Origin of the sequence: Myxococcus guangdongensis (genome assembly GCF_024198255.1) — a bacterium.
In the GTDB taxonomy this organism is placed as follows: domain Bacteria; phylum Myxococcota; class Myxococcia; order Myxococcales; family Myxococcaceae; genus Myxococcus; species Myxococcus guangdongensis.
This window is the reverse complement of record NZ_JAJVKW010000003.1, coordinates 270,309-292,478: the sequence shown is the minus strand read 5'-3', so window position 1 is coordinate 292,478 and position 22,170 is coordinate 270,309. Positions and strand designations below refer to the sequence as shown.

The 22,170-nt window shown below is 69.9% G+C and carries 17 protein-coding genes; 6 read left to right on the top strand and 11 right to left on the bottom strand.

Annotated elements, in window-relative coordinates:
* Positions 1-27: 27 nt before the first annotated feature.
* Positions 28-375, bottom strand: a complete 348-nt coding sequence (locus tag LXT21_RS10610; RefSeq protein ID WP_254037997.1) for a hypothetical protein — start codon at positions 373-375, stop codon at positions 28-30.
* Between LXT21_RS10610 and LXT21_RS10605 the strand changes: the two genes are divergently transcribed.
* The 3 genes from LXT21_RS10605 to LXT21_RS10595 are packed head-to-tail and all read left to right on the top strand — an operon-like array spanning position 374 to position 2,572.
* On the top strand, positions 374-997 hold the full coding sequence (locus LXT21_RS10605; RefSeq protein ID WP_254037996.1) for a YdeI/OmpD-associated family protein: 624 nt from the start codon (positions 374-376) through the stop codon (positions 995-997). The genes LXT21_RS10610 and LXT21_RS10605 overlap by 2 nt on opposite strands.
* On the top strand, positions 997-1,761 hold the full coding sequence (locus LXT21_RS10600; protein WP_254037995.1) for an ABC transporter ATP-binding protein: 765 nt from the start codon (positions 997-999) through the stop codon (positions 1,759-1,761). The genes LXT21_RS10605 and LXT21_RS10600 overlap by 1 nt, the downstream gene beginning before the upstream one ends.
* A 4-nt stretch (positions 1,762-1,765) precedes the next feature.
* Positions 1,766-2,572, top strand: a complete 807-nt coding sequence (locus LXT21_RS10595) for an ABC transporter permease (RefSeq protein WP_046716604.1) — start codon at positions 1,766-1,768, stop codon at positions 2,570-2,572.
* Here LXT21_RS10595 and LXT21_RS10590 read toward each other — a convergent pair.
* The 3 genes from LXT21_RS10590 to LXT21_RS10580 all read right to left on the bottom strand — a co-directional run bounded on the left by LXT21_RS10590 (position 2,569) and on the right by LXT21_RS10580 (position 8,485).
* Entirely contained in the window at positions 2,569-4,659 is a 2,091-nt protein-coding gene (locus LXT21_RS10590) for a prolyl oligopeptidase family serine peptidase (RefSeq protein WP_254037994.1), read from the bottom strand. The two genes, LXT21_RS10595 and LXT21_RS10590, sit on opposite strands and share 4 nt — an antisense overlap.
* A 175-nt stretch (positions 4,660-4,834) precedes the next feature.
* Positions 4,835-5,869 carry a GlxA family transcriptional regulator gene (locus tag LXT21_RS10585; protein WP_254037993.1) on the bottom strand — a complete coding sequence of 345 codons (1,035 nt, stop codon included), beginning with the start codon at positions 5,867-5,869 and terminating at the stop codon, positions 4,835-4,837.
* A gap of 189 nt (positions 5,870-6,058) precedes the next feature.
* Positions 6,059-8,485 (bottom strand): ABC transporter permease, encoded by a 2,427-nt coding sequence (locus tag LXT21_RS10580; protein ID WP_254037992.1) that lies wholly within the window; start codon positions 8,483-8,485, stop codon positions 6,059-6,061.
* A gap of 270 nt (positions 8,486-8,755) precedes the next feature.
* Between LXT21_RS10580 and LXT21_RS10575 the strand changes: the two genes are divergently transcribed.
* Complete coding sequence (locus tag LXT21_RS10575) at positions 8,756-12,811, top strand: MG2 domain-containing protein (RefSeq protein ID WP_254037991.1); 4,056 nt, start codon at positions 8,756-8,758, stop codon at positions 12,809-12,811.
* 7 nt (positions 12,812-12,818) lie between these two features.
* Here the strand turns inward: LXT21_RS10575 and LXT21_RS10570 are convergent, their stop codons facing one another.
* From LXT21_RS10570 to LXT21_RS10540, 7 genes are all read right to left on the bottom strand, one after another.
* A complete protein-coding gene (locus LXT21_RS10570; RefSeq protein ID WP_254037990.1) occupies positions 12,819-13,547 on the bottom strand; it encodes a 2OG-Fe dioxygenase family protein in 729 nt (242 codons plus the stop codon).
* Between the two features lie 160 nt (positions 13,548-13,707).
* Positions 13,708-14,547, bottom strand: coding sequence for a c-type cytochrome (locus LXT21_RS10565; protein WP_254037989.1), 840 nt, complete (start codon positions 14,545-14,547; stop codon positions 13,708-13,710).
* Positions 14,548-14,562: 15 nt separating this feature from the next.
* On the bottom strand, positions 14,563-15,681 hold the full coding sequence (locus LXT21_RS10560; RefSeq protein WP_254037988.1) for a metallophosphoesterase family protein: 1,119 nt from the start codon (positions 15,679-15,681) through the stop codon (positions 14,563-14,565).
* 13 nt (positions 15,682-15,694) lie between these two features.
* Complete coding sequence (locus tag LXT21_RS10555; protein ID WP_254037987.1) at positions 15,695-17,008, bottom strand: cytochrome-c peroxidase; 1,314 nt, start codon at positions 17,006-17,008, stop codon at positions 15,695-15,697.
* Between the two features lie 182 nt (positions 17,009-17,190).
* The gene (locus LXT21_RS10550; protein WP_254037986.1) at positions 17,191-18,582 is read right to left on the bottom strand and encodes a DUF2156 domain-containing protein; all 1,392 of its coding nucleotides are present in this window, start codon (positions 18,580-18,582) and stop codon (positions 17,191-17,193) included.
* A 42-nt stretch (positions 18,583-18,624) separates the two neighbouring features.
* Complete coding sequence (locus LXT21_RS10545; RefSeq protein WP_254037985.1) at positions 18,625-19,200, bottom strand: imm11 family protein; 576 nt, start codon at positions 19,198-19,200, stop codon at positions 18,625-18,627.
* A gap of 19 nt (positions 19,201-19,219) precedes the next feature.
* Positions 19,220-20,557, bottom strand: a complete 1,338-nt coding sequence (locus LXT21_RS10540; RefSeq protein ID WP_254037984.1) for an AHH domain-containing protein — start codon at positions 20,555-20,557, stop codon at positions 19,220-19,222.
* A 241-nt stretch (positions 20,558-20,798) separates the two neighbouring features.
* On the opposite strand from LXT21_RS10540, the gene LXT21_RS10535 reads away from it, so the two are divergent.
* Positions 20,799-21,512, top strand: a complete 714-nt coding sequence (locus LXT21_RS10535; RefSeq protein WP_254037983.1) for a hypothetical protein — start codon at positions 20,799-20,801, stop codon at positions 21,510-21,512.
* Positions 21,509-22,093, top strand: a complete 585-nt coding sequence (locus LXT21_RS10530; RefSeq protein ID WP_254037982.1) for a hypothetical protein — start codon at positions 21,509-21,511, stop codon at positions 22,091-22,093. Before LXT21_RS10535 ends, LXT21_RS10530 begins: the two co-directional genes overlap by 4 nt.
* Positions 22,094-22,170 lie beyond the last annotated feature (77 nt).

Here is a 22,170-nt window from a genome sequence, read left to right as displayed (position 1 = left end):
GCGCGGACCCGCGCCTGCATCCCCGTGCTACAAGCCGGGCCCCATGAGCCCTGCCCGCGAGCCTCGCTCCTCGACGAAGCAGTCCGCCCGCCCCGCGTCGAAGCGCGAGAAGACCACCACGCCCGTGAAGGCCACCCGGAACGCCCTCGACGCGAAGTCCGTGGCCTCAGAGACGCCTCCTCGCGGCACCAGGCGCAGCAAGTCCTCCCCCCTGAAGACCCCGGCCAGCCCGGTGAGGGGCAAGTCCTCGGCCGCGAAGCCCGCCACGGGCTCCGCGCCGCGCAAGTCCGACGCCCGGAAGACGCTCGCCAGCGCCGCGACCCACAAGTCCCCGGCCGCGAAGCCCACCGCCAGCGCCACGCGAAGCCCGCCCATGCCATCCAAGTCCGCGCCCGCCGCGACGAAGACGCCGTCCGCCACCGCGCCCGCGGACGGCCTGCCCATCGTCTTCTTCGAGTCCCCCGCCGCCTTCGACCGGTGGATGGAGAAGCACCACACCACGCGCGGCGCGTGGCTCAAGTTCACGAAGAAGGGCCACAGCCCCACCTCCGTCACCTACCAGGAGGCGCTCGAAGTCGCCCTGATATGGGGTTGGATCGACGGCCAGAAGGGCCGCTTCGACGAGACGGCCTACCTCCTGCGCTTCACGCCGCGAGGCCCGCGCAGCATCTGGTCGAAAATCAACCGCGAGAAGGTGCTCGCCCTCATCGACGCCGGGAAGATGCGCCCCACGGGGCTGGCCGAAGTCGAGAACGCGAAGAAGAACGGCCGCTGGGACGCCGCCTACGACTCCGCGCGCACAGCCACCGTGCCGGAGGACCTCGCCCAGGCGCTCGCCGCCAACCCGCGCGCGCAGGCGTTCTTCGCGACACTCAACTCCGTCAACCGCTACGCCATCCTGTTCCGCATCCAGAACGTCAAGAAGGCGGAGACCCGCGCCCGCAAGATTGCCGAGTACGTCGACATGCTCGCCCGGAACGAAAAGATTCACGCCTGATGCCCGCCTCTCCTCCCAGCACCCCCTCCGTGCTCGCCGTGCGCGAGCTGTGCAAGACCTACGCGGGCACCGTCGCCGTGGACGGCATCTCCTTCGAGGTGGGCCGCAACGAAATCGTCGGGCTGCTCGGCCCCAACGGCGCCGGTAAAACCACCACCATCAACATGGTGCTCGGCGTGCTCGAGCCCACCTCCGGCTCCATCCACATCCAGGGCGTGGACCTGGCGAAGCACCGCTCCCAGGCCCTGGAGCGCACCAACTTCGCCGCCGTCTACGCGCCCCTGCCCGGCAACCTCACCGTCGTCCAGAACCTGCGCTACTTCGGCCTCATCTACGGCGTGAAGCACATCTCCGAGCGCATCGAGACCCTGCTCAACGAGTTCGACCTCGTGCGCTTCCGCGACACCAAGAGCGGCGTGCTCTCCTCCGGCGAGCAGACCCGCGTGGCGCTCGCCAAGGCCATGCTCAACCAGCCGCAGCTGCTCCTGCTCGACGAGCCCACCGCGTCGCTCGACCCGGCCACCGCGAAGGACATCCGCGCCCGCATCCGCGACTTCGCCGCCCAGGGCACCGGCGGCGTGCTGTGGACGTCCCACAACATGTACGAGGTCGAGGAGGTCTGTCACCGCGTCCTCTTCATGTCGCGCGGCAAGGTGCTGCTCCAGGGAGACCCGCGCGAGCTGCCGAAGGAGCACGGCAAGGCCTCGCTCGAGGAGCTGTTCATCACCGTCGCCCGCGAGCCGCTCGCGCTGGGGAATCACTGAAGCCATGCGACTGTCCCGCGCCGCCGCCGTCGTCCTGCGCCAGTTCTACCTGCTCAAGGGCAGCCCCTCGCGCGTCTTCCCCCTCTTCGCGTGGGTGGCCATCGACATCGTCCTGTGGGGGTTCATCACCCGCTACCTGGGCACCATCACCCACGAGCCCGGCATGGACCTGGTGCCCGCGCTGCTGGGCGCGGTGCTCCTGTGGGACTTCCTCACCCGCGTCATGCAGGGCGTGACGATGGCCTTCTTCGAGGACGTCTGGTCGCGCAACTTCCTCAACGTCTTCGCCACCCCCATGTCCATCAGCGAGTACGTGCTGGGGCTGGTGCTCTCCAGCATCGCGACCAGCTCGGTGGGCCTGGTCGTCATGCTCGTCGTCGCGGGCACGGTGTTCGGCCTGTCGATGCTCGTCTATGGCGCCATGCTGGTGCCGTTCCTGCTCGTGCTGTTCCTCTTCGGCATCGCGCTGGGCATCATCGGCACGGCGGTGGTGCTGCGGCTGGGGCCGTCCGCGGAGTGGTTCATCTGGCCCATCCCCGCGCTCCTGTCCCCGTTCGTCGGCGTCTTCTACCCGCTGTCCACCTTGCCCTCGTGGATGCAGGGCATCAGCCGGATGCTGCCGCCCTCGTACGTGTTCGAGGGCATGCGAGCCATCGTCGCCGGTGGCTCGGTGTCCTGGTCCACGGTGGCGCTGGGAGGCGGCCTCGCCATCCTCTACATCCTGCTGGCCGCCTTCTTCTTCACCCGCGTCTTCCGCCACGCCGTGCGCACGGGCCTGATCGCCCGCTACAGCGCGGAGAGCGTCAGCTAGGGCGCCGTCGCGTCCATCAGCTGCTGCGACAGGTACACGTAGTGCAGCGCCCACCGACGCGCATTGAGCATCGGGTCGGAGTCGTTGCTGTGCCCGCCGTCCGTGTTCTCGTAATAGAGATACGGCAGCCCCATCGACTCCAGCTTCGCGGCGAACTTGCGCGCGTGTCCCGGGTGCACGCGGTCGTCCTTCGTGTTCGTGGTGATGTACGGCTTGGGGTAGCGCACCCCCGGCTTGAGGTTCTGGTAGGCGGAGTACTTCGAGATGAACGCCGCGTCCTCGGGCACCGCCGGGTCACCGAACTCGCCCACCCAGGACGCGCCCGCGGGCAGCTTCGGGTAGCGCATCATGTCGATGAGCGGGCTCTCGATGACCGCCGCGTTGAGCAGCTCCGGCCGCTGCGTCATCACCACGCTGGTGAGCACGCCACCATTCGAGCGCCCGTAGATGCCGATGTGCTCCGGCGACGTCACCTTGCGGCGCGCCAGGTCCTCCAGGACCGCGGCGAAGTCATCGAACGCGCGCTGACGCTTCTCGCGCAGGGCGGCCTGGTGCCAGCTCGGACCGAACTCACCGCCACCCCGGATGTTGGCGACGACATACGCGCCGCCCCGCTCCAGCCACAGCTTGCCCATCTCCGGCAGGTAGACGGGCGGCTTGGACACCTGGAAGCCGCCGTAGCCGTACACCACCGTCGGCGTGGCACCGGCCACCTTCGCCTTCACCGGACGCACCAGGAAGTACGGCACCTTCGTCCCGTCCTTCGACTTCACCCAGAACTGCTCCACGCGGTGCTTGGACGCATCGAAGCGCGCGGGCAGTGACTTGATGCGCTTCACCTTCCCCGCCGCCGCGTCGCCGAGCCACAGCGACCCCGGCTCCAGGAAGCCCTCCGCGCCCGCGAACACCTGGTCATGCGCGGAGGACGTGTCGACAATCTCCACCGACGCATTCTTCGGCATCGCCAGCCGCTTGCGCGTCCAGCGCTTCTTGCCCGGCGTGTAGACGTCCAGCGCGCCCTTCACGTCCTCGTACACGTTGACGAGCAGCAGGTTGCGCGTGGCCGCGACGCGCTCGATGCCCTGCCGGGGACCGGGCTGGAGGACCAGCGTGGGCTTCGCCTTCGCAGGGTCCGCCTTCAGCGCAGCCAGCGGATAGGCCAGGAGCGCGCCCTGCTTGAAGCCGCCCCAGTCCTCCTCGATGGTGAAGACCACCTGTCCCTGGAGGAAGGCCTGGAATGACACCTTCCGGGGGAACGGCAGCCGCACGGGCGCCGCGTCGCCCAGGAGGTACAGCTCCGACTCGTAGAACGTCACCCCGCGGTTGACGAACACCGCCTGGAGCGCGCCCTCCTCGTCGCGAAGGATGATGGGCGACGCGGACACGTCCGTGCGCTCGCCGCGGAACACCTCCGTCGCCTGCTCCACCGGCGTGCCGCGCTTCCAGCGCTTGAGCACGAACGGGTAACCGGACTCGGTGAGCGTGTCACCGCCCCAGTCGCGCCCCACGAGCAGCGTGTCCGTGTCCAGCCAGTCCACGGACTGCTTGCCCTCGGCGAGCTTGAAGCCGTTGTCGACGAACTGCTTCGTGCTCGCGTCGAACTCGCGCGCCTCCACCGCGTCCTTGCCGCCATTGGACAGCCGCACGATGCAGCGCTGGTCCGCGGGGGGCAGGCACTCCTTGCCCTTCCAGATCCAGTTGGCGCCCTCCGTCTTCGCCAGCACGTCCACGTCCAGCACCGTCTGCCAGGGGATGGTGGGGCTCGCGTAGCCCTCCGTGGTGGTGTGACGCCACTGGCCGCGAGGGTTCGTCGCGTCCTGCCAGAAGGTGTCCACGCCGCCCGCGCGGAACGAGGGAGCGGGGATGCGGTCCGTGGCGGTGAAGATGCGCAGCGCCTCGGCCTGGAAGGGCTCGAAGCGCGGGTCCTTCTCCAGCACGGCTTCCGTCTTCGCGTTCTGCGCGCGCACCCACTCCAGCGCGCGCTGTCCCTGCACCTCCTCCAGCCACAGGAAGGGGTCCTCCTCGGCCATCGCCGGCGAAGCAGTCAACAGCCCGGTCAGCAGCGGCGCGACAAACAACCTGCCCATGGTCCTCGTCTCCTGGTGGGGATGCGGCGGGCCTCCAACACGGCTCGGCCGCTCCCATTCCAGGCCACGGCCCCTCTCCCTCCCACACGGCGGGCAGCTTCCCTTGAAGCCCCGGGTCCTCGCCACCCGCCCGGCGTGCCCCGCTGGCGACACGCCGAGTCCCGACCCGGCGGCCTCAGCGCGCGGCCCGTGCCCGAGTCCCCATGCGCCTGGAGCCGCCAGGCCGTGGTGCGCCCCTGGGCCCCGACGCGTGGGCGCGGAAACCCTCGCGATACAGACTCGGGGCCACGCCGAAGCGACGCTCGAAGGCCCTGCGGAAGACGTCGGCGCTCTGGAAACCGACGGCGAGCGCCACCTGCTCGATGCCGCCGTGGCCCTCCACCAGCCGGCTCCGCGCCTCCTCCAGTCGGAGCTGCTCCACGTACGCGGCCGGCGTCTGGCCGAAGACGGAGCGGAACTGACGCGCGAAGTGTCGCGGGCTGAGGGAGACGCGTTGAGCCAGTGCCTCGACGGAGAGGTCCTTCGCGAGGTTGACCAGCATCCAGCTCGGCAGGTCACCGAAGCGTCCGCCGCTCTCCTCCTGGAAGCGCAGCGGCTCGGAGTACTGGGCCTGACCTCCGGGGCGCTTGAGATACATCACCAGCTCCCGCGCGACGGTGAGCGCCGAGCGTGGGCCGTGGTCCTCCTCGATGAGCGCGAGCGCCAGGTCGATGCCGGCGGTGATTCCCGCGGACGTGTAGAAGGAGCCGTCCTTGATGAACAGCGCGTCCGCCTCGATGCGGACCTTCGGGAAGCGCTCGGCCACGTCCCTCGCGAACTGCCAATGCGTGGTGGCGCGTCGCCCATCGAGCAGCCCCGACGCCGCGAGCGCATAGATGCCCGTGCAGACGGAGACGACGCGACGGAGCTTGGGCCCATGCGCGCGGAGCCAGCGCGTCACCCGCGCGTGGGTCTCCGGGGTCCGCAGGCCCGCGCCGCCGGGGATGACGAGCGTGTCCAATCCGCTCGCGTCCTCCAGCACGAGGTGCGGCTTGAAGACGACGCCCGACTCGGAGCGGAACTCTCCCGGGTGCAGCCCCACCACCAGCACCTCGTAGCTGCGGTGTCCGTCCGACTGGACCTTCGCGAAGGCCTCCAGCGGCCCGACGAGGTCCAGGCTCTCCACGCCCTCGTAGCCGAGAATGCCCACCCGCTTCCGTGTCGCCGTCATCCGCACCTCACGCCGGGGCATGTTAGCCCCGCCTCGGGAGCACGGGCGCTTCGCGAGGCATCGCAACGAGGGAGGTCACACCTCCCAGCCGTCGAGCCCCACGACGCGAGCAGGGGCTCGCCGTGCCGACCTCACGGCGAGGGATTTCACGCCCCTCGCATGGCCCTGCCACGCGAGGAGCAGGAACCGTCACGCCCCGCGCAACGAGATGGCCGGGTCCACACGCGAGGCCTGCAGCGCGGGCAGCAGGCAGGCGACCACTCCCGTGCCCCCCAGCAACACCAGCACGCCCAGCAGCGTCACCGGGTCCGTGGGCTCCACGCCGAACAGCAGCCCCTCCATCAACGAGGACAGGCCGAGCGCCCCCGCCGTCCCCACCGCGAGCCCCACCAGCACCAGGTGCATGCCCTGCCGCAACACCAGCGCGAGCACACCCGCGGGCGTGGCGCCGAGCGCCAGACGGATGCCCATCTCCCGCACCCGCTGGCTGACCGAGAACGCCACCACGCCGGACAGGCCCGTGCACGTCAGCACCAGCGCCAGCACCGCGAAGAAGCCCAGGAGCATCGTCATCAAGCGCGGCGCGGCGAGCGACTCGTTGCGCACGTTCGACAGCGGGTGCACGTCCGTCACGGGCTGCACCGCGTCCAGCTCATGCACGAGCGCACGCACGCGCTCCGCGAGCACCATCGGCGGCCCCTGCGTGCGGACGAGCAACCTCAAATCCCTCAACGGCTGCAGCGAGAACGGGAGATACACCTCGCGCGGCGGCTCATCCCCGAGCCCGCGCTCCCGCACATCGCCCACCACGCCCACCACCGTGACCCAGTGGCTCCCGCCATCGAACGAGATGCGCCGCCCCACGCCCTCCCCACCGCCGAGATGCGCGCGCACGAACGCCTGGTTCACCACCACCACCGGCTCCGTCCCGGGACGGTCCCCGGGCTCGAACAGCCGCCCCTTCAGCAACGGCACCCCGAGCGCCCGGAAGTAGCCGCCCGTCGCGCTGCGCAGGTCCGCCTGGGGACGCACCTGCCCCGGGACGAGCTCCTGCCCGTCCACCTGCAACGTGGTCGTCCAGGGCCTGTTCTCACTGAGCGGCAGCGCATTGGCGAGCCCGACGGAGGTCACTCCCGGCATCGCCTCCAACCGGGGCAACAGCTCCTCGACGAAGGCGCGGACCTTGTCGTCCTCGCGATAACGGTCCCACCCGAGGTCCACGCGCGCGGTGAGCACGTTGTCCGCGTCGAACCCCGGGTCCACGCGATGCAGCCGCGCCATGCTGCGCAACATCAACCCCGCGCCCACCAACAGGATGCACGAGAGCGCCACCTGCGAGACGATGAAGAACCCACGCAGACGCGGGCTCACCCGTGACGTCCCCGCGCCACCGGTGACCGCCGAGCCGAGCACCGTGCGCGTCGGCATCGCGGGCAGCAACGAGAGCACCAGCCCCGTGCCCAGCGACAGGCAGAGATTGATGAGCAGCATCGGCAGGCCGACCTCCACCTCCACCGCGCGCGACGTGTAGCGCGCGACGAACGCCACCAGCAGCTCCATCCCCGCCGCCGCCACCATGAGCCCGAGCAGCCCGCCCACGAACGACAGCAACAGGTGCTCGGTCAGCAACTGCCTCGCAATCCGCCCCTGTCCCGCGCCCAGCGCCGCGCGGACCGCCAGCTCCTGCTCACGTCGCGCCAGCCGCGCCAGCGTGAGGTTCGCCACGTTCGCGCAGACGACGAGCAGCAGGAAGAGCGCGGTGCCCAGCAACAACAACAGCGTGGGCCGCGCACGCGCCACCAGCCGGTCCTGGAGGCTCGACGCCGTGGAGGAGAACCCCTCCGCGGCGGGATAGGCCTCGGGATGCGTCTCATGCAGCCGCGTCGCCACCGTGGCCAGCTCGACACGCGCCTCCGCGAGCGACACCCCCGGCGCCAGTCGTCCGAGGACGGTGAGCCCACGGCTGGCACGCCCGTGTGCCCAGTCCGCCCCCGAGCGGAACGGACACGCGGAGATGGGCATGTACACGTCGTTCTCCGCCGGGTACTGCGGCACGGGAGGCAACACGCCGACGACCGTGTGCGTGCGCCCGTTCATGGTGAAGGTCTTCCCCACCATGGCCGGGTCTCCGCCCAGCACGTTCTTCCAATACGCATGGCTCAGGATGAGCACGGGGGCGGCGCCGGGCGCCTCCTCCTCGGGGAGGAACGTGCGGCCCAGGAACGGACGCACGCCCAGGGTGTCGAAGAAGCCCGCGGACACCACCGCCGTCTGCACCCGTCGCGGCTCGCCATGCCCCACGATGCTGAAGGGCATCGAGTGATACTCCACCAGCCCCTGGATGCGCGTGAGCTGCGCCCGGTAGTCCGCCAGCTCCACCGGCGAGAAGCCCGTGTTCTCGACGCCCGCCCGGGTCACCGGCTGCTCCAGGTGCACCAGCCGCGCGCCGTCCGCATAGGGCAACGGCCGCAGCAGCACGCCGTGGATGAGGCTGAAGATGGCGGTGTTCGCGCCGATGCCCAGCGCCAGCGTCAACAAGATGGCGAGGGTGAAAGCAGGGCTGCGGACGAGCACACGCGCGCCGTAACGGAGGTCCTGCCAGAGGGTGTCCAACATCACCTGCTCCTGTGCCGGGACATGCCCGGGCCGCTGGCCGCTCCCCCTCTCACGAAAGCGTGCGAGCCGCGACCACCGCAGGCCGAGTCTCGGGCGGGTGTCCACGGGGGACAAGGACGTCGTTCCGACGATTCCGGACGCGCCTCGTCACGGGGGTGTCCCCAAGGCCCCGCATGGCGTCGCGCGGCGCCCCCTCGGTATCGTCCCCGCTCGGGAGACGGGGCACCCTTTCTCCAGAACTTCCCTCGTGGTCAGCCGTTCTGAGCCGACATGATCTTCCCTGTCCCCCTCTCGCTCGGGGCACTCCTCGTCCTGGGGCTGTTCGCCACGCTGTTGCTGCCGTCACCGGGGGACGCCTCGGGCACCCAGCAGCCCTCCAGCCCAGCCCCGGACAGCGACCGTCCCTCCACGTACATCACCACGGACAAGCCCCTGTATCGGCCGGGGGAGAAGGTCTTCATCGGAGGGCTGTTCCTGCAGAGCCTGAGTCACAAGCCCTACCAGGGCCAGGTGCGCTCCCAACTGGAGATTCGAGGCCCCCGGGGCGAGGTCGTCTACCAGCAGTACCACTACAGCGCCGACTCGGCCTGGGGCATCGGCTGGGACATCCCCCACGAGCAACCGGGTGGCGAGTACACGGCGCGGTTGAGCAGCGCCGGCTTCGACACGCCCGTCGCCGAGCGGAAGTTCGACGTGCGCGCCTACCGCGCTCCCCGGCTCAAGTCACACATCCAGTTCGCCCGTGACGGCTACGGCCCGGGCGACACCATCACCGCGACGCTCGAGGTGAAGCGCGCCGAGGGCGGTGTCCCGAAGGGCGCCCGCGTCACCGCCGCCGCGCTGGTGGACGGCGTCAGCGCCGCGCAGGTCCCCTGCACCGTGGATGACCAGGGCCACTGCCTGGTGCGCTTCGCGTTGCCCGCGCGCATGGAGCGCGGCGAGGGCACGCTGTCCTTCACCGTCGAGGACGGCGGCGTGGTGGAGACCGCGGCGAAGACGATTCCCATCCTCCTCCAGACGCTGGACCTGGCGTTCTTCCCGGAGAGCGGCGACCTGGTGGCGGGCCTGACGTCGCGCGTGTACTTCGAGGCGCGCACGCCCGCGCGCAAGCCCGCGGACCTGACGGGCGCGGTGGTGGACGTGTCGACCGGCAAGGACGTCGCCACCGTGCGCTCCGAGCACGAGGGCCGGGGCCGCTTCGAGCTGACGCCTCGCGCGGGCGCGCGCTATGCGCTGCGCATCGACGCGCCCTCAGGCATCCGGAAGACCTTCCCGCTGCCGGAGGTGAAGAAGACGGGCGTGGTCCTGCGCGCGAGCGAGGACGTGACTGCCGCGGGCAAGGACGTGAAGCTCACCGTGGCCAGCGCGGGCACGGGCCGCGTGAAGGTGACGCTGAGCCAGCGCGACCTGCGGGTCTCCGAGCAGCGCGTGACGGGCACCAACGTGACGCTGGACGCGGGCGCGGCCGACGGAGTGCTCGTCGCCACGGCCTGGGCGGAGGACGGACGTCCCCTCGCGGAGCGGCTGGTGTTCCGTCAGCCCGCGAAGGAAGTCCAGGTGGAGCTGACGGTGCACCAGACACGTCCGGTGCCCGGCGACGTGGTGGAGCTGACCGCGCGCACCACGCGGGATGGCCAGCCCGTCACCGCGCTGGTGATGCTCAGCGTCACCGACGACTCCGTGCTCCAGCTCGTGGAGAAGCGCGAGCAGGCGCCCCGCCTCCCGGTGATGGTCCTGCTGGAGCCCGAGGTGCGCGAGCTCGCGGACGCGCAGCTCTACCTCGACCGGAAGAACCCGAAGAGCACGCTGGCGGTGGACCTGCTCCTGGGCACCCAGGGCTGGCGCCGCTTCGGCTTCTCCGACCCGCTGGGCGTCATGCAGCGTGACCCGGAGGTGGGCTGGCGCTTCATCCAGCTCCGCGTGGGCGAGCGGCCCAGGAACATCCCCGCTGACCTCCTGGCCCGGCGCGACGAGGCCAGGGAGCAGCAGGACCGCTTCACTCCCGTGGACCCGGCCCTCGCGGTTCCCCTCGCCGCCCCGGTCGAGCAAGGACGCCCGCCCGTCGAAGCCCCGCCGCCCGCCCCGGTGAGCCCTTCGGTCGTGGAAGGGAAGTCCTCGAAGAGCGACGCGGAGGACGAATACCCCGTCTCGGGCCACGAGCTCCCCACCTATCACTGGGTTCGCGAGTACTCGCACGCCTTGCGACCAGGCCGCAAACCCGACGACCGCGTGGACTTCTCGGAGACGCTCTACTGGAGCCCGGCCGTCCGCACCGACGCGGCTACCGGCGAGGCGAAGGTCTACTTCGCGCTGAGCGACGCGGTGACGACGTTCCGCGCCGTTGCGGGAGCCGTGGGTCTGGACGGCGCGCTCGGCGCCGCGGAGCTCGAGCTGGAGTCGGTGCGCCCCTTCTACGCGGAGCCCAAGCTGCCGCTCGAGGTCACCTCCGGAGACGTGGTGCGGCTGCCCGTCTCGCTGGTGAACGGGACGCAGTCCGCGCTGAAGAACGCCAGCGTCCAGGCGGAGGCCCAGGGCGACGTGACGCTCGCGATGGCCCGCGCGGTGGACCTCGCGGCCGGGGCACGCGGGCGACAGCTCCTGTCGCTGACAATCGGCTCACAACAGTCGAAGCCCGTGGACGTGAAGCTGGTGGCGCGCGCAGGCGACTACTCGGACACCGTCACCCGCACGCTGGCCATCCAACCCCTGGGCTTTCCCGGGACGGTCTCGCACGGAGGCCTGCTGTCGGCGAACAAGCCCGCCAGCCACGTCATCACCCTGCCCGAGCGACTGGCGCCCGGCAGCATCCGCGCCAGCATCGCCGTGTATCCCAGCCCCCTCGCCAACATGACGGAGAGCCTGGCCCAGCTCATCCGCGAGCCGAGCGGCTGCTTCGAGCAGACGAGCTCGACCACGTATCCGATGACGATGGCGCAGCTCTACTTCCAGACGCACCCGGGCATCCACCCAGCGCTGATGAGCTCCGCGCGGGAGATGCTGGAGCGCGGCTACAAGCGGCTGGTGAGCTTCGAGACGAAGTCACACGGCTTCGAGTGGTTCGGTGCAGCCCCCGGCCACGAGGCGCTGACGGCCTACGGCCTGCTCCACTTCACGGACATGAAGCAGGTGATGTCCGTGGATGCGCGGCTGGTGGAGCGCACGCGCGCGTGGCTGATGAACCAGCGCGACGGCAAGGGCAACTTCGCGCGCGGCCACCGCGCGTCCCACGCCTGGACCGAGAACGCGGAGACCGCCAACGCCTACATCGCCTGGGCCCTGCTGGAGAGCGCGGGGACCTCACGCGCCGCGCAGGCGAAGGAGCTGGCGCGCGAGATTGCCTCGGTGAAGGCGGCGGCCTCGGCCAGCAGCAACAGCTACGAGGTGGCGCTCGCGGCCAACGTGCTCTCGCTCGCGGGGGACGGCGCGTCGGCCCGCGCGCTGATGGCGCGACTGGCGAAGCTGCAGGAGCCCTCCGGCAAGGTGACGGGCGGCACCCAGTCCATCGTCGGCGGCTGGGGCGCATCCCTCGACATCGAGACGACGGCCATCGCCGCGCTGGCGTGGCTGCGCGAGCCCAAGGCACACCTCGAAAACGTGACGAGCGTGCTGAGGTACTTCGCGGAGGTCAACAAGGGTGGACGCTACGGGTCCACCCAGAGCACGGTGCTCACGCTGCGCGCCATCAACGCCTACGACCTGGCCCACGCGGCCTCGCTCCCCTCGGGACAGGTGCGGCTCTACGTGGACGGACGTCCGGTGGGCGAGCCCGTGCGCTTCACCTCGGCCACGCGTGAGGTGCTCCACCTGCCGGACGCGGGGCCCCTGCTCGGCTCCGGCGCACACCGCGTGGAGCTGCGCCTGGAGGGCCCCGCGGAGATTCCGTACACCGTCGAGGTCTCCTACCACTCGCTGGTGCCGGACAGCTCGAAGGACACGCTGGTGTCGCTCGAGGTGGCGCTCGCGAAGAAGGAGCTGACCGAGGGCGAGCCCACGGAGGCGCGGGTGATGGTGACCAACCGCACGGACCAGCACCTGTCCACCGCGGTGGCCATCTTCGGGGTGCCGGGAGGCCTGGAGGTGCGCCATGACCAGCTCAAGGAGCTGGTGAAGCGCAAGCTCGTGGACGCCTACGAGGTGCGGGGTCGCGACGTCGTCCTGTACTGGCGAGGCATGGAGCCCAGGAAGCACCACGACATCCCGCTGTCCCTCATCGCCGCGGTGCCCGGCACGTACACCGGCGCGGCGAGCCGCGCCTACCTGTACTACGGGGACGAGCACAAGGTCTGGACCTCGGGCGTGAAGGTCACCATCGCCCCGAAGTCCTGACCGTGGCTCACGGACCCTGGAAGCCCTTCGCGCGGAAGGTGAGCACCAGGGTGTCGCGGTGTCCCGCGGCCTCCAACGGCTGGATGGGCGTGCTCTCGTGGATGACACGCTCGTCGTCGAGCAGCAGCGCCGACCAGGGCTCCGTCAGCGTGAAGCGGATGCCATTGGGGCCGGCGGCCTCGAACACGCGCGTCTCGCCGCCCTTGATGCCGTCACGCCCCACCAGCAGCACCACGACGAAGTCCACGCCGTCGCGGTGCGCGCCCTCGGGTGTCGGTCGGCCGATGCCATCCGTGGTGTCGATGCGGAACTGGTGCGCCTCCACGTACCAGGGCTGCGCGCCCTTGAGCGCCGAGCCACAGGCCGCCAGCCGGCTGAGCAGCCGAGGCCACTCGGGGCGCTCGACGACGGTGGACGTCATCGGCTCGAACCAGCGCTCCAGGCCGCCGTGCAGGGCGTTGTACTCGACGGGCTGCCAGTGCGCGCGGTGGGGCACCTGGGTGACGGTGTCCCCCTCCACGACGAAGCACGAGTGGCGCCGCGTGCGATACCGGCCACCGTCCCGCAGATAGCCATCCGCCGGCAGCGCGTCCCACGTGGGCCTCCACGCATCCAGCGCGGCGGCGGGGATGCCCACCAGCTCGGACAGGCCCGCGCGGTCCAGCACGGCGTAGCCCCTGTCTCGCAAGGCGTTGACGGTTTCGGAGGGAGCGTTGGTGGGGGGCGAGAAGCTCATGCGTCGTGCCGGCGAGACATGGTCCTTCCGGACACCGCCGTCAACCCTCGCGTGAGCCCCGGGCTCGTCGGACCTCCAACCGACCGTGGACTGTTCCGGTGGAGTGGCGCCTCGACTGTGCACCCGTGCCCCGCTCCACCGAGGCACGGGCCGGCGCGGGCTACTTCTTCCCGTACTCCAGCTTCACGCCCTTGCGCTGCGCGTAGATGTACGCCTCCATCGCGCGCATCCGAGGGTCTCCGTCCGCGAGCGGCTTGCCGCGCACCGGGTTCTCGATGCACCAGTTGATCATGTCCCGCAGCAGCGCCACGCGGCCCAGCTGCACCTGGTACTTCGGATACGTCTCCGGATGCGTGTTGGATGCATCCGGGTGACACATGTCACAGGAGACCGCGATGGTGCCGCCCACCGCCGCCGCGTCGTGGAACACGCGGTGCCCCTCCTCCACGAACTGCTGCGTGGACGCGGCCCACACCGCTTCATCGCGAGGCGTGAAGGCGCCGTAGGAGTGACCGTCCTGGATGTTCGCGCCGGCCTCCTTGCGCACCTCGCGGCCGCCGCTCTCCGCCGTCACGCCGCCCTCTCGCACCCCGATGCCCGTGGAGGGCTGGTTGGTGCCCATGGGCGGGTTGGGCTGAGGCTGCTTCTGCGGCGGCTTCTGGGCCTGCGCCACCACGCGCGTCGCGGGCGGCGGGTCCCACGTCGCGTCCGGGTTCTTCTGGTGCCACGCGGCCATCAGCTCGTCGGACACGCGCTGGGCCTGCTCGCGCGTGAGCGACTCGCCCTCCTTGACGCCCTTGACCTCCAGGGACGTCTGGCCGTCGCACATGCCCACGACCAGGTTGCCGTCCTTCGACACCGGCACCTGGTGACGCGGCAGCGGCTCGGTCTTCAGCGAGGCCGCCTTGGGGCGCTCGGCGGGACCGGTGGCCAGCGCCACGCCTCCCGCGAAGGACAGCAGCGCTCCGGTTCCCACCCACAGCTTCATCCGGAAGTTCATCGTGTCGCCTCGCGCTCAGTAGCTCGGAAGCTTCGTCCGGGGCGGCGCGTCCTGCTTCCCACCCGAGCCCAGGTAGCTGGCCCGGACGGTGATGGGGTTGCGCTCCCAGAGGTTGTACAGCTTGTCCACCAGACCCGACTCCAGCACGTCCATCCGTCCGTCTCCGCACCCGTCGAACTGGCTGAACGGGTCCGGCCGGTTCATCTGCACCGTGAGCTGCGGCAGGCCCTCGGGCGCGTACGGCCACGGCCACGCGGTGGACAGCATCCCGTGGAACTGGATGTTGTTGATGCGGTTCGACAACAGCTGGTGCGTGTGCCCGTGGATGACGGTGACCTTGTCGAACGGCTTGAGCAGCGCCTGGACCTCGTCCGCGTCGTCCGTCCAGAAGTTCCAGGGGCGGTAGTACTTGTAGAGCGGCGAGTGGCTGAAGACGATGACGGGCGTCTTCTTGTCCACCTTCGCCAGGTCCTGCTTCATCCAGGCGCGCTGCGGCTCGCCCACCTCGAAGCGGGACTGGATGCCGTTGTCCAGGCCCGCGACAATCTGCATCCGCTCCTTGGGCGTGAGCTTTCGCTCCGTCCAGAAGTCCTTCTCCAGGATGGAGTTGAGCACCACGAAGTGCACGCCCTTGTGGTCGAACGAATAGTTCGGGGCGCCGAACAGGTCCTTCCACATGTCCCCCATGTCGAGGAACCAGTCGTGCTCGCCCACCATCATCCTCACGGGCGCCTTGACGCTCTTGAGGATCTGCGCGCCCAGCTTCAGCTCCTCCGGGGCGCCCAGCTGGGCGAGGTCCCCGCCGAAGAGGACGAAGTCCGGCTGCGGGTCCAACCCGTTGACGTCGTCCACCGCCTTCAGGATGGAGCGCACGAAGCGGTCATTGAGCTTCTGCTCGTACAGGTGCGTGTCGGAGATGTACGCGAAGGAGAAGCGCGGCTTGGTGCCCTGCGCCTCGGCCACGTTGACCAGCTGGAAGCTCTGAGGCGTCCTCAGGCCCATGCCGGCGACGATGCCGGCGGACATGCCCGCGACGCGCAGGAAGGCCCGGCGGTCCAACCGCTTCAGGTCCTCGAAGAAGGCGTCGCGCTCCTCGTGGTGCTTCGTCTCGATGCTGCGGAACTTGTTCCCCATGGGCGGCGCCTCCTCAGGGCTGCTTCGTCGAAGCGGGTTTGGGCAGCGTCTCGGTGCCATACGCGCCGATGTCCGCCGGATTCTTCACCGCCAGGTCCGGATTGGGCGCCAGGTCTCCCAGGTTCCCCTTCTTCCCCATCGCCACCGCGGTGTCGCGCTCCGGGCGCTTGTTCTTGCGCGCCCGCTGCTTCGCCAGCTCCTGGCCGTTGAGTCGGGTGAAGCGCTCGTCGGTGAGCGTGAAGAGGAAGGCCACCAGGTCGTCGATTTCGGGCTCCGTCAGCCCCAGTCGCTGCATCCCCCCGTCCAGGAACGGGTTGGCCACGCCGCCCTTGTTGTAGTGGTCGATGACGTCCCACATCGTCGCGAGCGTGCCGTCGTGCATGTACGGGCCGGTGATGCCCACGTTGCGCAGCGTGGGCGTCTTGAAGGCCCCCACGTCGTTCTCCTGCTTCGTCACCAGGAAGCGGCCCAGCTCGGAGAAGCGCGTCTGGAGCGCCAACTCGTCGATCTGCTTCTCGTCTCCCAGGCGGACGATTTTCAGGCCCTCTCGGGCCAGCTGCGGGAAGTCCTGCTTGTGGGCGGAGACGCCGATGTTGTGGAACTTCTGGTCGCTGAACAGCGGCGACACGGCGTTGCCCGCGTGGCACGAGTTGCAGCGCGCCTTGCCGTTGAACAGCGCCCAGCCTCGGCGCTCCGACTCGTTGAGCGCCTTCGTCTCGCCGTGGATGAAGCGGTCGAAGCGGGCGCTGCCGGAGAACTGCGTGCGCTCGAAGGCGGCGATGGCCGCGGCCAGGTCGTCGTAGGTGATGTCGCGCTTGAAGACCTGCTGGAAGGCGGTGACGTACTCGGGGATGCCCTTGAGCTTGGCCACCACCGCCTCGGGGGAGGGCATGGCCATCTCCACCGGGTTGAGGATGGGCAGCTTCGCCTGGTCCTCCAGCGACGCCGCGCGCCCGTCCCAGAACTGCGAGGCGTTGAAGAGCGCGTTGAGCACCGTCGGGCTGTTGCGCATGCCGAACTGGCCCTTCACGCCCGCCGACACTGGCAGGTGGTCCGTGAAGCCCTTGGCCGGGTCGTGGCACGTGGCGCACGACACGCTGTCATCCAATGACAGCCGCTTCTCGTTGTAGAGCTTCTCTCCCAACGCCACCCGCTCGGGCGTGGGCGCCGCGCTCTCCGGCACCGACAGCTTCCACAGCACGGCCGACACCCCGGGCGGCAACGGCGAGGGTGGCGGAGCCGAGCGCTGGGCTTCGGGCGCGGCGTGGCTCTCGTGGACCCACAGCAACACGGCGAGCGACAGGGCAACGCCCCACGGCGTTCGCATGGTCACCCCTCCCAACCGGCGACGGACGACGCCGCGAGAAAGTCGCGGCACCCGACGCCGGAACAGCTCTTTCCGGAAAACACCATTCTTCTCGCCTTCGGGTCCAGGTGACTTTCGGGGGAGTGTCGACCTGTGGAAACCCGCGAGGGCGTGATGTCCGCCACGGAAATGAGCGCGGTGCGTCAGCGCGCGGGCAGGCGGAAGTCCCGCGCGCGGACGAGCAGGCCGGAGGCGGTGGCGGGCGCGAGCACGGCCGCGGTGATGACGAGCCAGTCGACGGGGCCGCGGGCGCGGGGCGCGTTGTAGACGGCGGCCTGGACGAAGGTGAGGCACGCGTCCGCGGCGGTGAGGCACACCAGCGCCGTGGCCAGCCCGTCGCGCCAGCGCCGCACCAGCGAGAAGAGGCCCGCGGCCAGCGCCACGTCGAACAGCACCCAGCTCCACTGCACGCGCAACGACGGGAACCACCGCGTGGTGGCGGGCAGCGCGAGCATCGCCGTCCAGGGCACGAGCAGCACCGCGAGCCCGTGCACCAGCAGCCGGGGGCGCCTGAGCAACGTGGCCACCCCGAAGCGCACCAGGCTGCCGCGAGCGAAGGCTCGCAGCGCGTCGTACACGGCGAGCACGCCGCCGCGCGGCTCTGGATAGGAGAGGTGGAGCGGCACCCAGGAGTCGGGACGGAACTTCGCCTTGAAGGTGCGCAGGCCCTCGAAGTCGAACAGGGGCCGGCCACAGGCGCGCGCCAGCCGCAGCCATGGACGCACAGGGCCGGAGAGGGGCGCGAGGCCCAGCGTCACGTAGCGGCGGTCCTCGGCGGCGGCGGTGCGCATGGCCGCGTCGACCAGGGCCTCCGCGGTGCCGTTGGGGGACTCGGGGTCGCGCACCAGGTCCTGGAGGAACCAGCCGTCGCGCGCGTAGACGGGGGACACGAGCAGGAAGCCCATGAGCTCGCCCTTCGCCTCGGCGACGAAGGCGCGCCGCTCGCGCGCGAAGGCATCCGGGCGCAGCTGCACCAGGAAGCCCATGGGCGCCATGCGCCGAGACGCGAGCCATCGCTTCTTGAGCCGCTCCAGCGCCTGCCGCGCGGGGTGCTCCGCGTCCTCCAGCGCCTCCGCGGGCAGCTCGCGCACCACCACGCCGTGCGAGCGCGCGCGACGCAGTTGCTCACGCAGGCTCTTGCTGCCGCGCACCACCGCGTCCCAGCGAGAGGGCTCCCACACCGGCTGCTCGCCGATGGAGAGCGACTCCATGGGGACGGCTTCGGTGAAGCGCGGCTCGGTGGCGAAGAAGCAGACGCGCCGACCTTCGCGCCGTGCGGCTTCACGAAAGCCCTCCGCCGCGCGCGCCAGCGACGCCTCCGAGGCGATGGGCGCCCCGGCCGCCACCCACGCGCCGCCCGTGTCCACGTACGCGACGAAGGCGTCACCCGCCGGGTCGAACCAGTAGCGGAAGCCCGGCATCAGCACCTGGAAGGACGTGGCGTTCCAGCCGAACCGGCGCAGCAGCCCCAGCGCGCGCTCCCGCTGCTCCCCTGCGTGCTCCTGCTCGACGTCCACGACTTCGATGCTCCTCATTCCTCGCGAGGGTAGCCCACCGGCGACAGCACGCCCACCGGACTAGACCTCCTCGAACTCAGCCCCCGTGACGTTCGCGCGCTCCAGCGCCGCCTTGATGTCCTGGGAGACGATGAGCACTCCAGACCATCCCCAGGGACGGAACACCCTGACGTCACCCACTTGGGCGGGGTCGATCCGCATCCCGAAGACGCTTCGATACATGCCGAGCTTCTCCGGACGCTCATCCTCCGGCTTCCAATACAGCACCTCTTCAGAGGCCTCATCGTCGATACACCGGACGAGGCGCGTCGCGACGAGAATGAGGTATTCATCGGGGCAGCCCTTGATGCCCACAGGGATCAACTGCACGTCGTTCGGGGCCATTTCCGCGAAGAGGGTGGCCACCCGGACGTGCACGACGGGGGTCGCTCCGGCCCCCGCGGTGCTGAAATCCAATCGCCTCCCGGGCTCGTCGATGGGAACCGTCAAACGCTCGGAGAACTGCGTGGGTCGTCCCGACGAGAATTCCCTGAAGTCCTCCAGCTCGTGTCCCTGCCTCGTCAGCGGGTCGCCCAGGTACCAGTTCCCTGCCTGGACGTTCTCCATGAGCCTGAAGTATCGCGATGGGTTCGCCATGGTGGATTGCTCGAGGGGCCTACTTACCCTGAGTCACGAGCCTGTTGATGACCGTTCCTGGAGTCTGGGCTTCCGTGGCGAGATTGCGCAGCTCCCTCGTGAGGGCCGTGCGACAAGCAGCCACCGTCCGACATGTCCCCAACGCATCCTGGAGCCGCAAGAAGACCGCATCATGGTACTTCTTGGGGTGAGGCCCCTTGTGACCTGAGACCCTGACGATGTTCTCAGCGTCCTTGAGCTCCATGCCGGCCCTCGCGAACAGCTTCCTGAATCGCGGCGACCAGGGTCCGCCTCTCGTGGATGAGACATCGTTCTTGTTGGTGGCGATGTGGTGCCGCTCACCCCCACCCGTGCCCTGGTTCGCCATGGCCATGGCAGTGGGAGCGAGCGCCAGGGTGAAGCCCTCCGTCGTCACGGCGACGGTCCGCACGCCTCCGACAGCGACATAGCGAATGCCCGCCTGAGACTCCACGGCGAGAGCCGCCTGGGCGGAACCCGGCAGCCCCACGGCCTTGGAAGCCAGGCCCGCGGCGCTGCCCACCGCGGCGGTCGCCAGCATCACGAACACGCGCGCCGCGTTCTCTCCGAGCACTTCCCCATACGCCTCACTCGCCGCACTGAGCTGAGCGTAGGTCGTCGCCCGCTCCACTTCGCGCACCAACGTCAGCCAGCCGTCGAGCAAGCGCCAGACCGTATCCACCCCCAGATAGGCGATGGCGAGAGCCGTCAAGGTCGCCGCCACCCCCTTCGAGAGCGGCTCCGGCAGGGCCCAGAGCATGAGGTACATCGTCGCGGCGGCGGCGATGGTGGACATGAGCGCGACTTCGTCCGTCATGCCCTTCAAGGCGTCAGCGGTCTGCTCCCATACCGAATCCATCGCGATGGCGAAGGCCCAGGTGAATTTGCCGTCGCTGGCCAGCAGAGGGCCTTCGTCCAACAAGCGCAGGCAGTCGCCAGGCCGGTCCTTTCGCTCGCACCACTGGCCATAAGCACGCGTCAGCTCCTCGTCCGCGTAGGCCTCCAGCAGGTGAAGGCCGTCCACATCTTCTCGAGACTGGGGTGTCAACCGAGGCGGGTGGCTCTCATAGCCATACACGCCGCCGCGGGGCGGAACGCCAAAGAGGTCTCTCGCTTGCCGCATGGGGTTGCGCCGCGGGTGAACGTCCCGCGCAAGCACCGTGAGAGCCGCTTCGAACTCCTCGTCGTCCAGTTCGACGGACGCCAGCTCCGCGCCTGGCTCCTCGCCTGGTGTGACAACAAAAGAGTCCTGTCCGGTTTCGAGCCGCACGATGCGAGTCGTCGCACAGCCTGTGATGCACATCAGCAGGAGCAGCGGCACTGCCCAGCGAAGTCGCATGCAATGTCCCCGACGAGCGTCCCGTGGAAGAGAATGCCATACCGGAGCATCGGTGATGGCCATCGGGCATCTGGTGTCAGCACAGCCCCTCCCCCGCCCTATCCCCTGTGCATGATGCGGCCAGCCAGGCTGGATGGCGAGATGATGGCTCAAGTGCGAAGATGACTCATGTGAGGCGCACGCCGGACCCGCGTCGCCCACTCCAGGAGCACCCCATTTGAAACACTCCAGACGTTCTCGCGTGCGAGTCATTGGCACCGGAACCGCCGCCCTGTGCAGTCTCCTCGTCTCATGGCTGTCTCCCCTGCCCGCCTCCGCGGAGCCCTCCGTGGGCGTGCGCACCAACACCGCGCGGTTGATGGGCTCTGACGCGGCGGAGGTCATCGACGCACCCGTGCTCGGGCTGCAGCGCTCCGCGTTGCCGTTGTTCGCGGGGCTCGCGCTGGACACCTCCGTCTACGCGGACCTGCTGCTCGCGCCCAACCTGGGCCTGCGCTGGGCGCTGGCGGCCGGCCCGCACCGAGTCGTCCTGGGCGCGCGCTACACGCACTTCGTCGGCGCCTCCGTCTACTCGGGCATCGTCGAGTCCCGGACGACGGGCCTGAAGCGCTTCGAGCCCGAGCTGCAGGGGCCTTCGTTCTACGCCGTCTATGGCCTGGCGCTCGGCCGGCTGCTGGTGCAGGGCGAGGCCCGCTACGCGCGCTACACCACCGACTACCTGTCCTTCACCGGCGGCGCGGCGCTCAACTTCGTGGGGAACTGGTCCGTGGTGGCGGAGGCCGGCGTGCGGGTGAAGGGTGGCGCGAAGCTGCGCGCCGCCGCGGGGGTCCGCTATGGCGGTGAGAACTTCGGCCTGGGACTCGGCGCCACGTACGTCGACCTGAGCGACCCGGCCGTCCCCGGCGAGACGCTCCCCGTCCTTCCCGTCCTCGATGTCTCCTGGTCCTTCCGATGATGCGCGCGCTCTTCGCCTGTTGTGTCCTGATGCTGTCCGGCTGCTCGGCGCGCATCGACATCGAGACCGAGCCCTTCGACGTGAGGGTGCCCGTCACCTCCGTGCTCCAGCCCGTCTACGCCGAGGTGGCGTTGGACCTGCCCGAGGAGTCGGTGAACACCGAGGACCTGGACCTGGTCGTGGAGGAGGTCTCCGCCACGTTCACCATCGTCAACCCATCCCCCTCGCTGACGCTGCGCACGTCCATCCGGCTGTCCTTCACCGGGCAGGCCACGCCGGACGAGCCCCTCGTGTACTCGGACCTGAACCGGCCCGCGTACTACGCGCAGGCGGCGGAAATCCTCCCCACGCGCGACTTCAACCCGGAGACCCGCACGCCCATCCGACTGGACCATCCCGCGCTGAAGGACGCGGTGGGCAGGCGGCGCGTCTGGTTCATCGTCAGCAACACCGTGGTGCGCAGCGGGCTGGGAACGCCTCGGTTCCCCGTGGAGATTCTCCTCGAGGACATCGTGTTCCAGGCGGTGCTGACCAAGCCCTTCCCGGGGCTGGGTGGCGCGCTGGAAGCGGGCGGACTGTAGCGCCCCACGCCGGGCCTCCGACTTCTTCCTCGGAGGAAGCGCCTTGCCCCTCGCCTCGTCCATCGGGATGAGGCGAG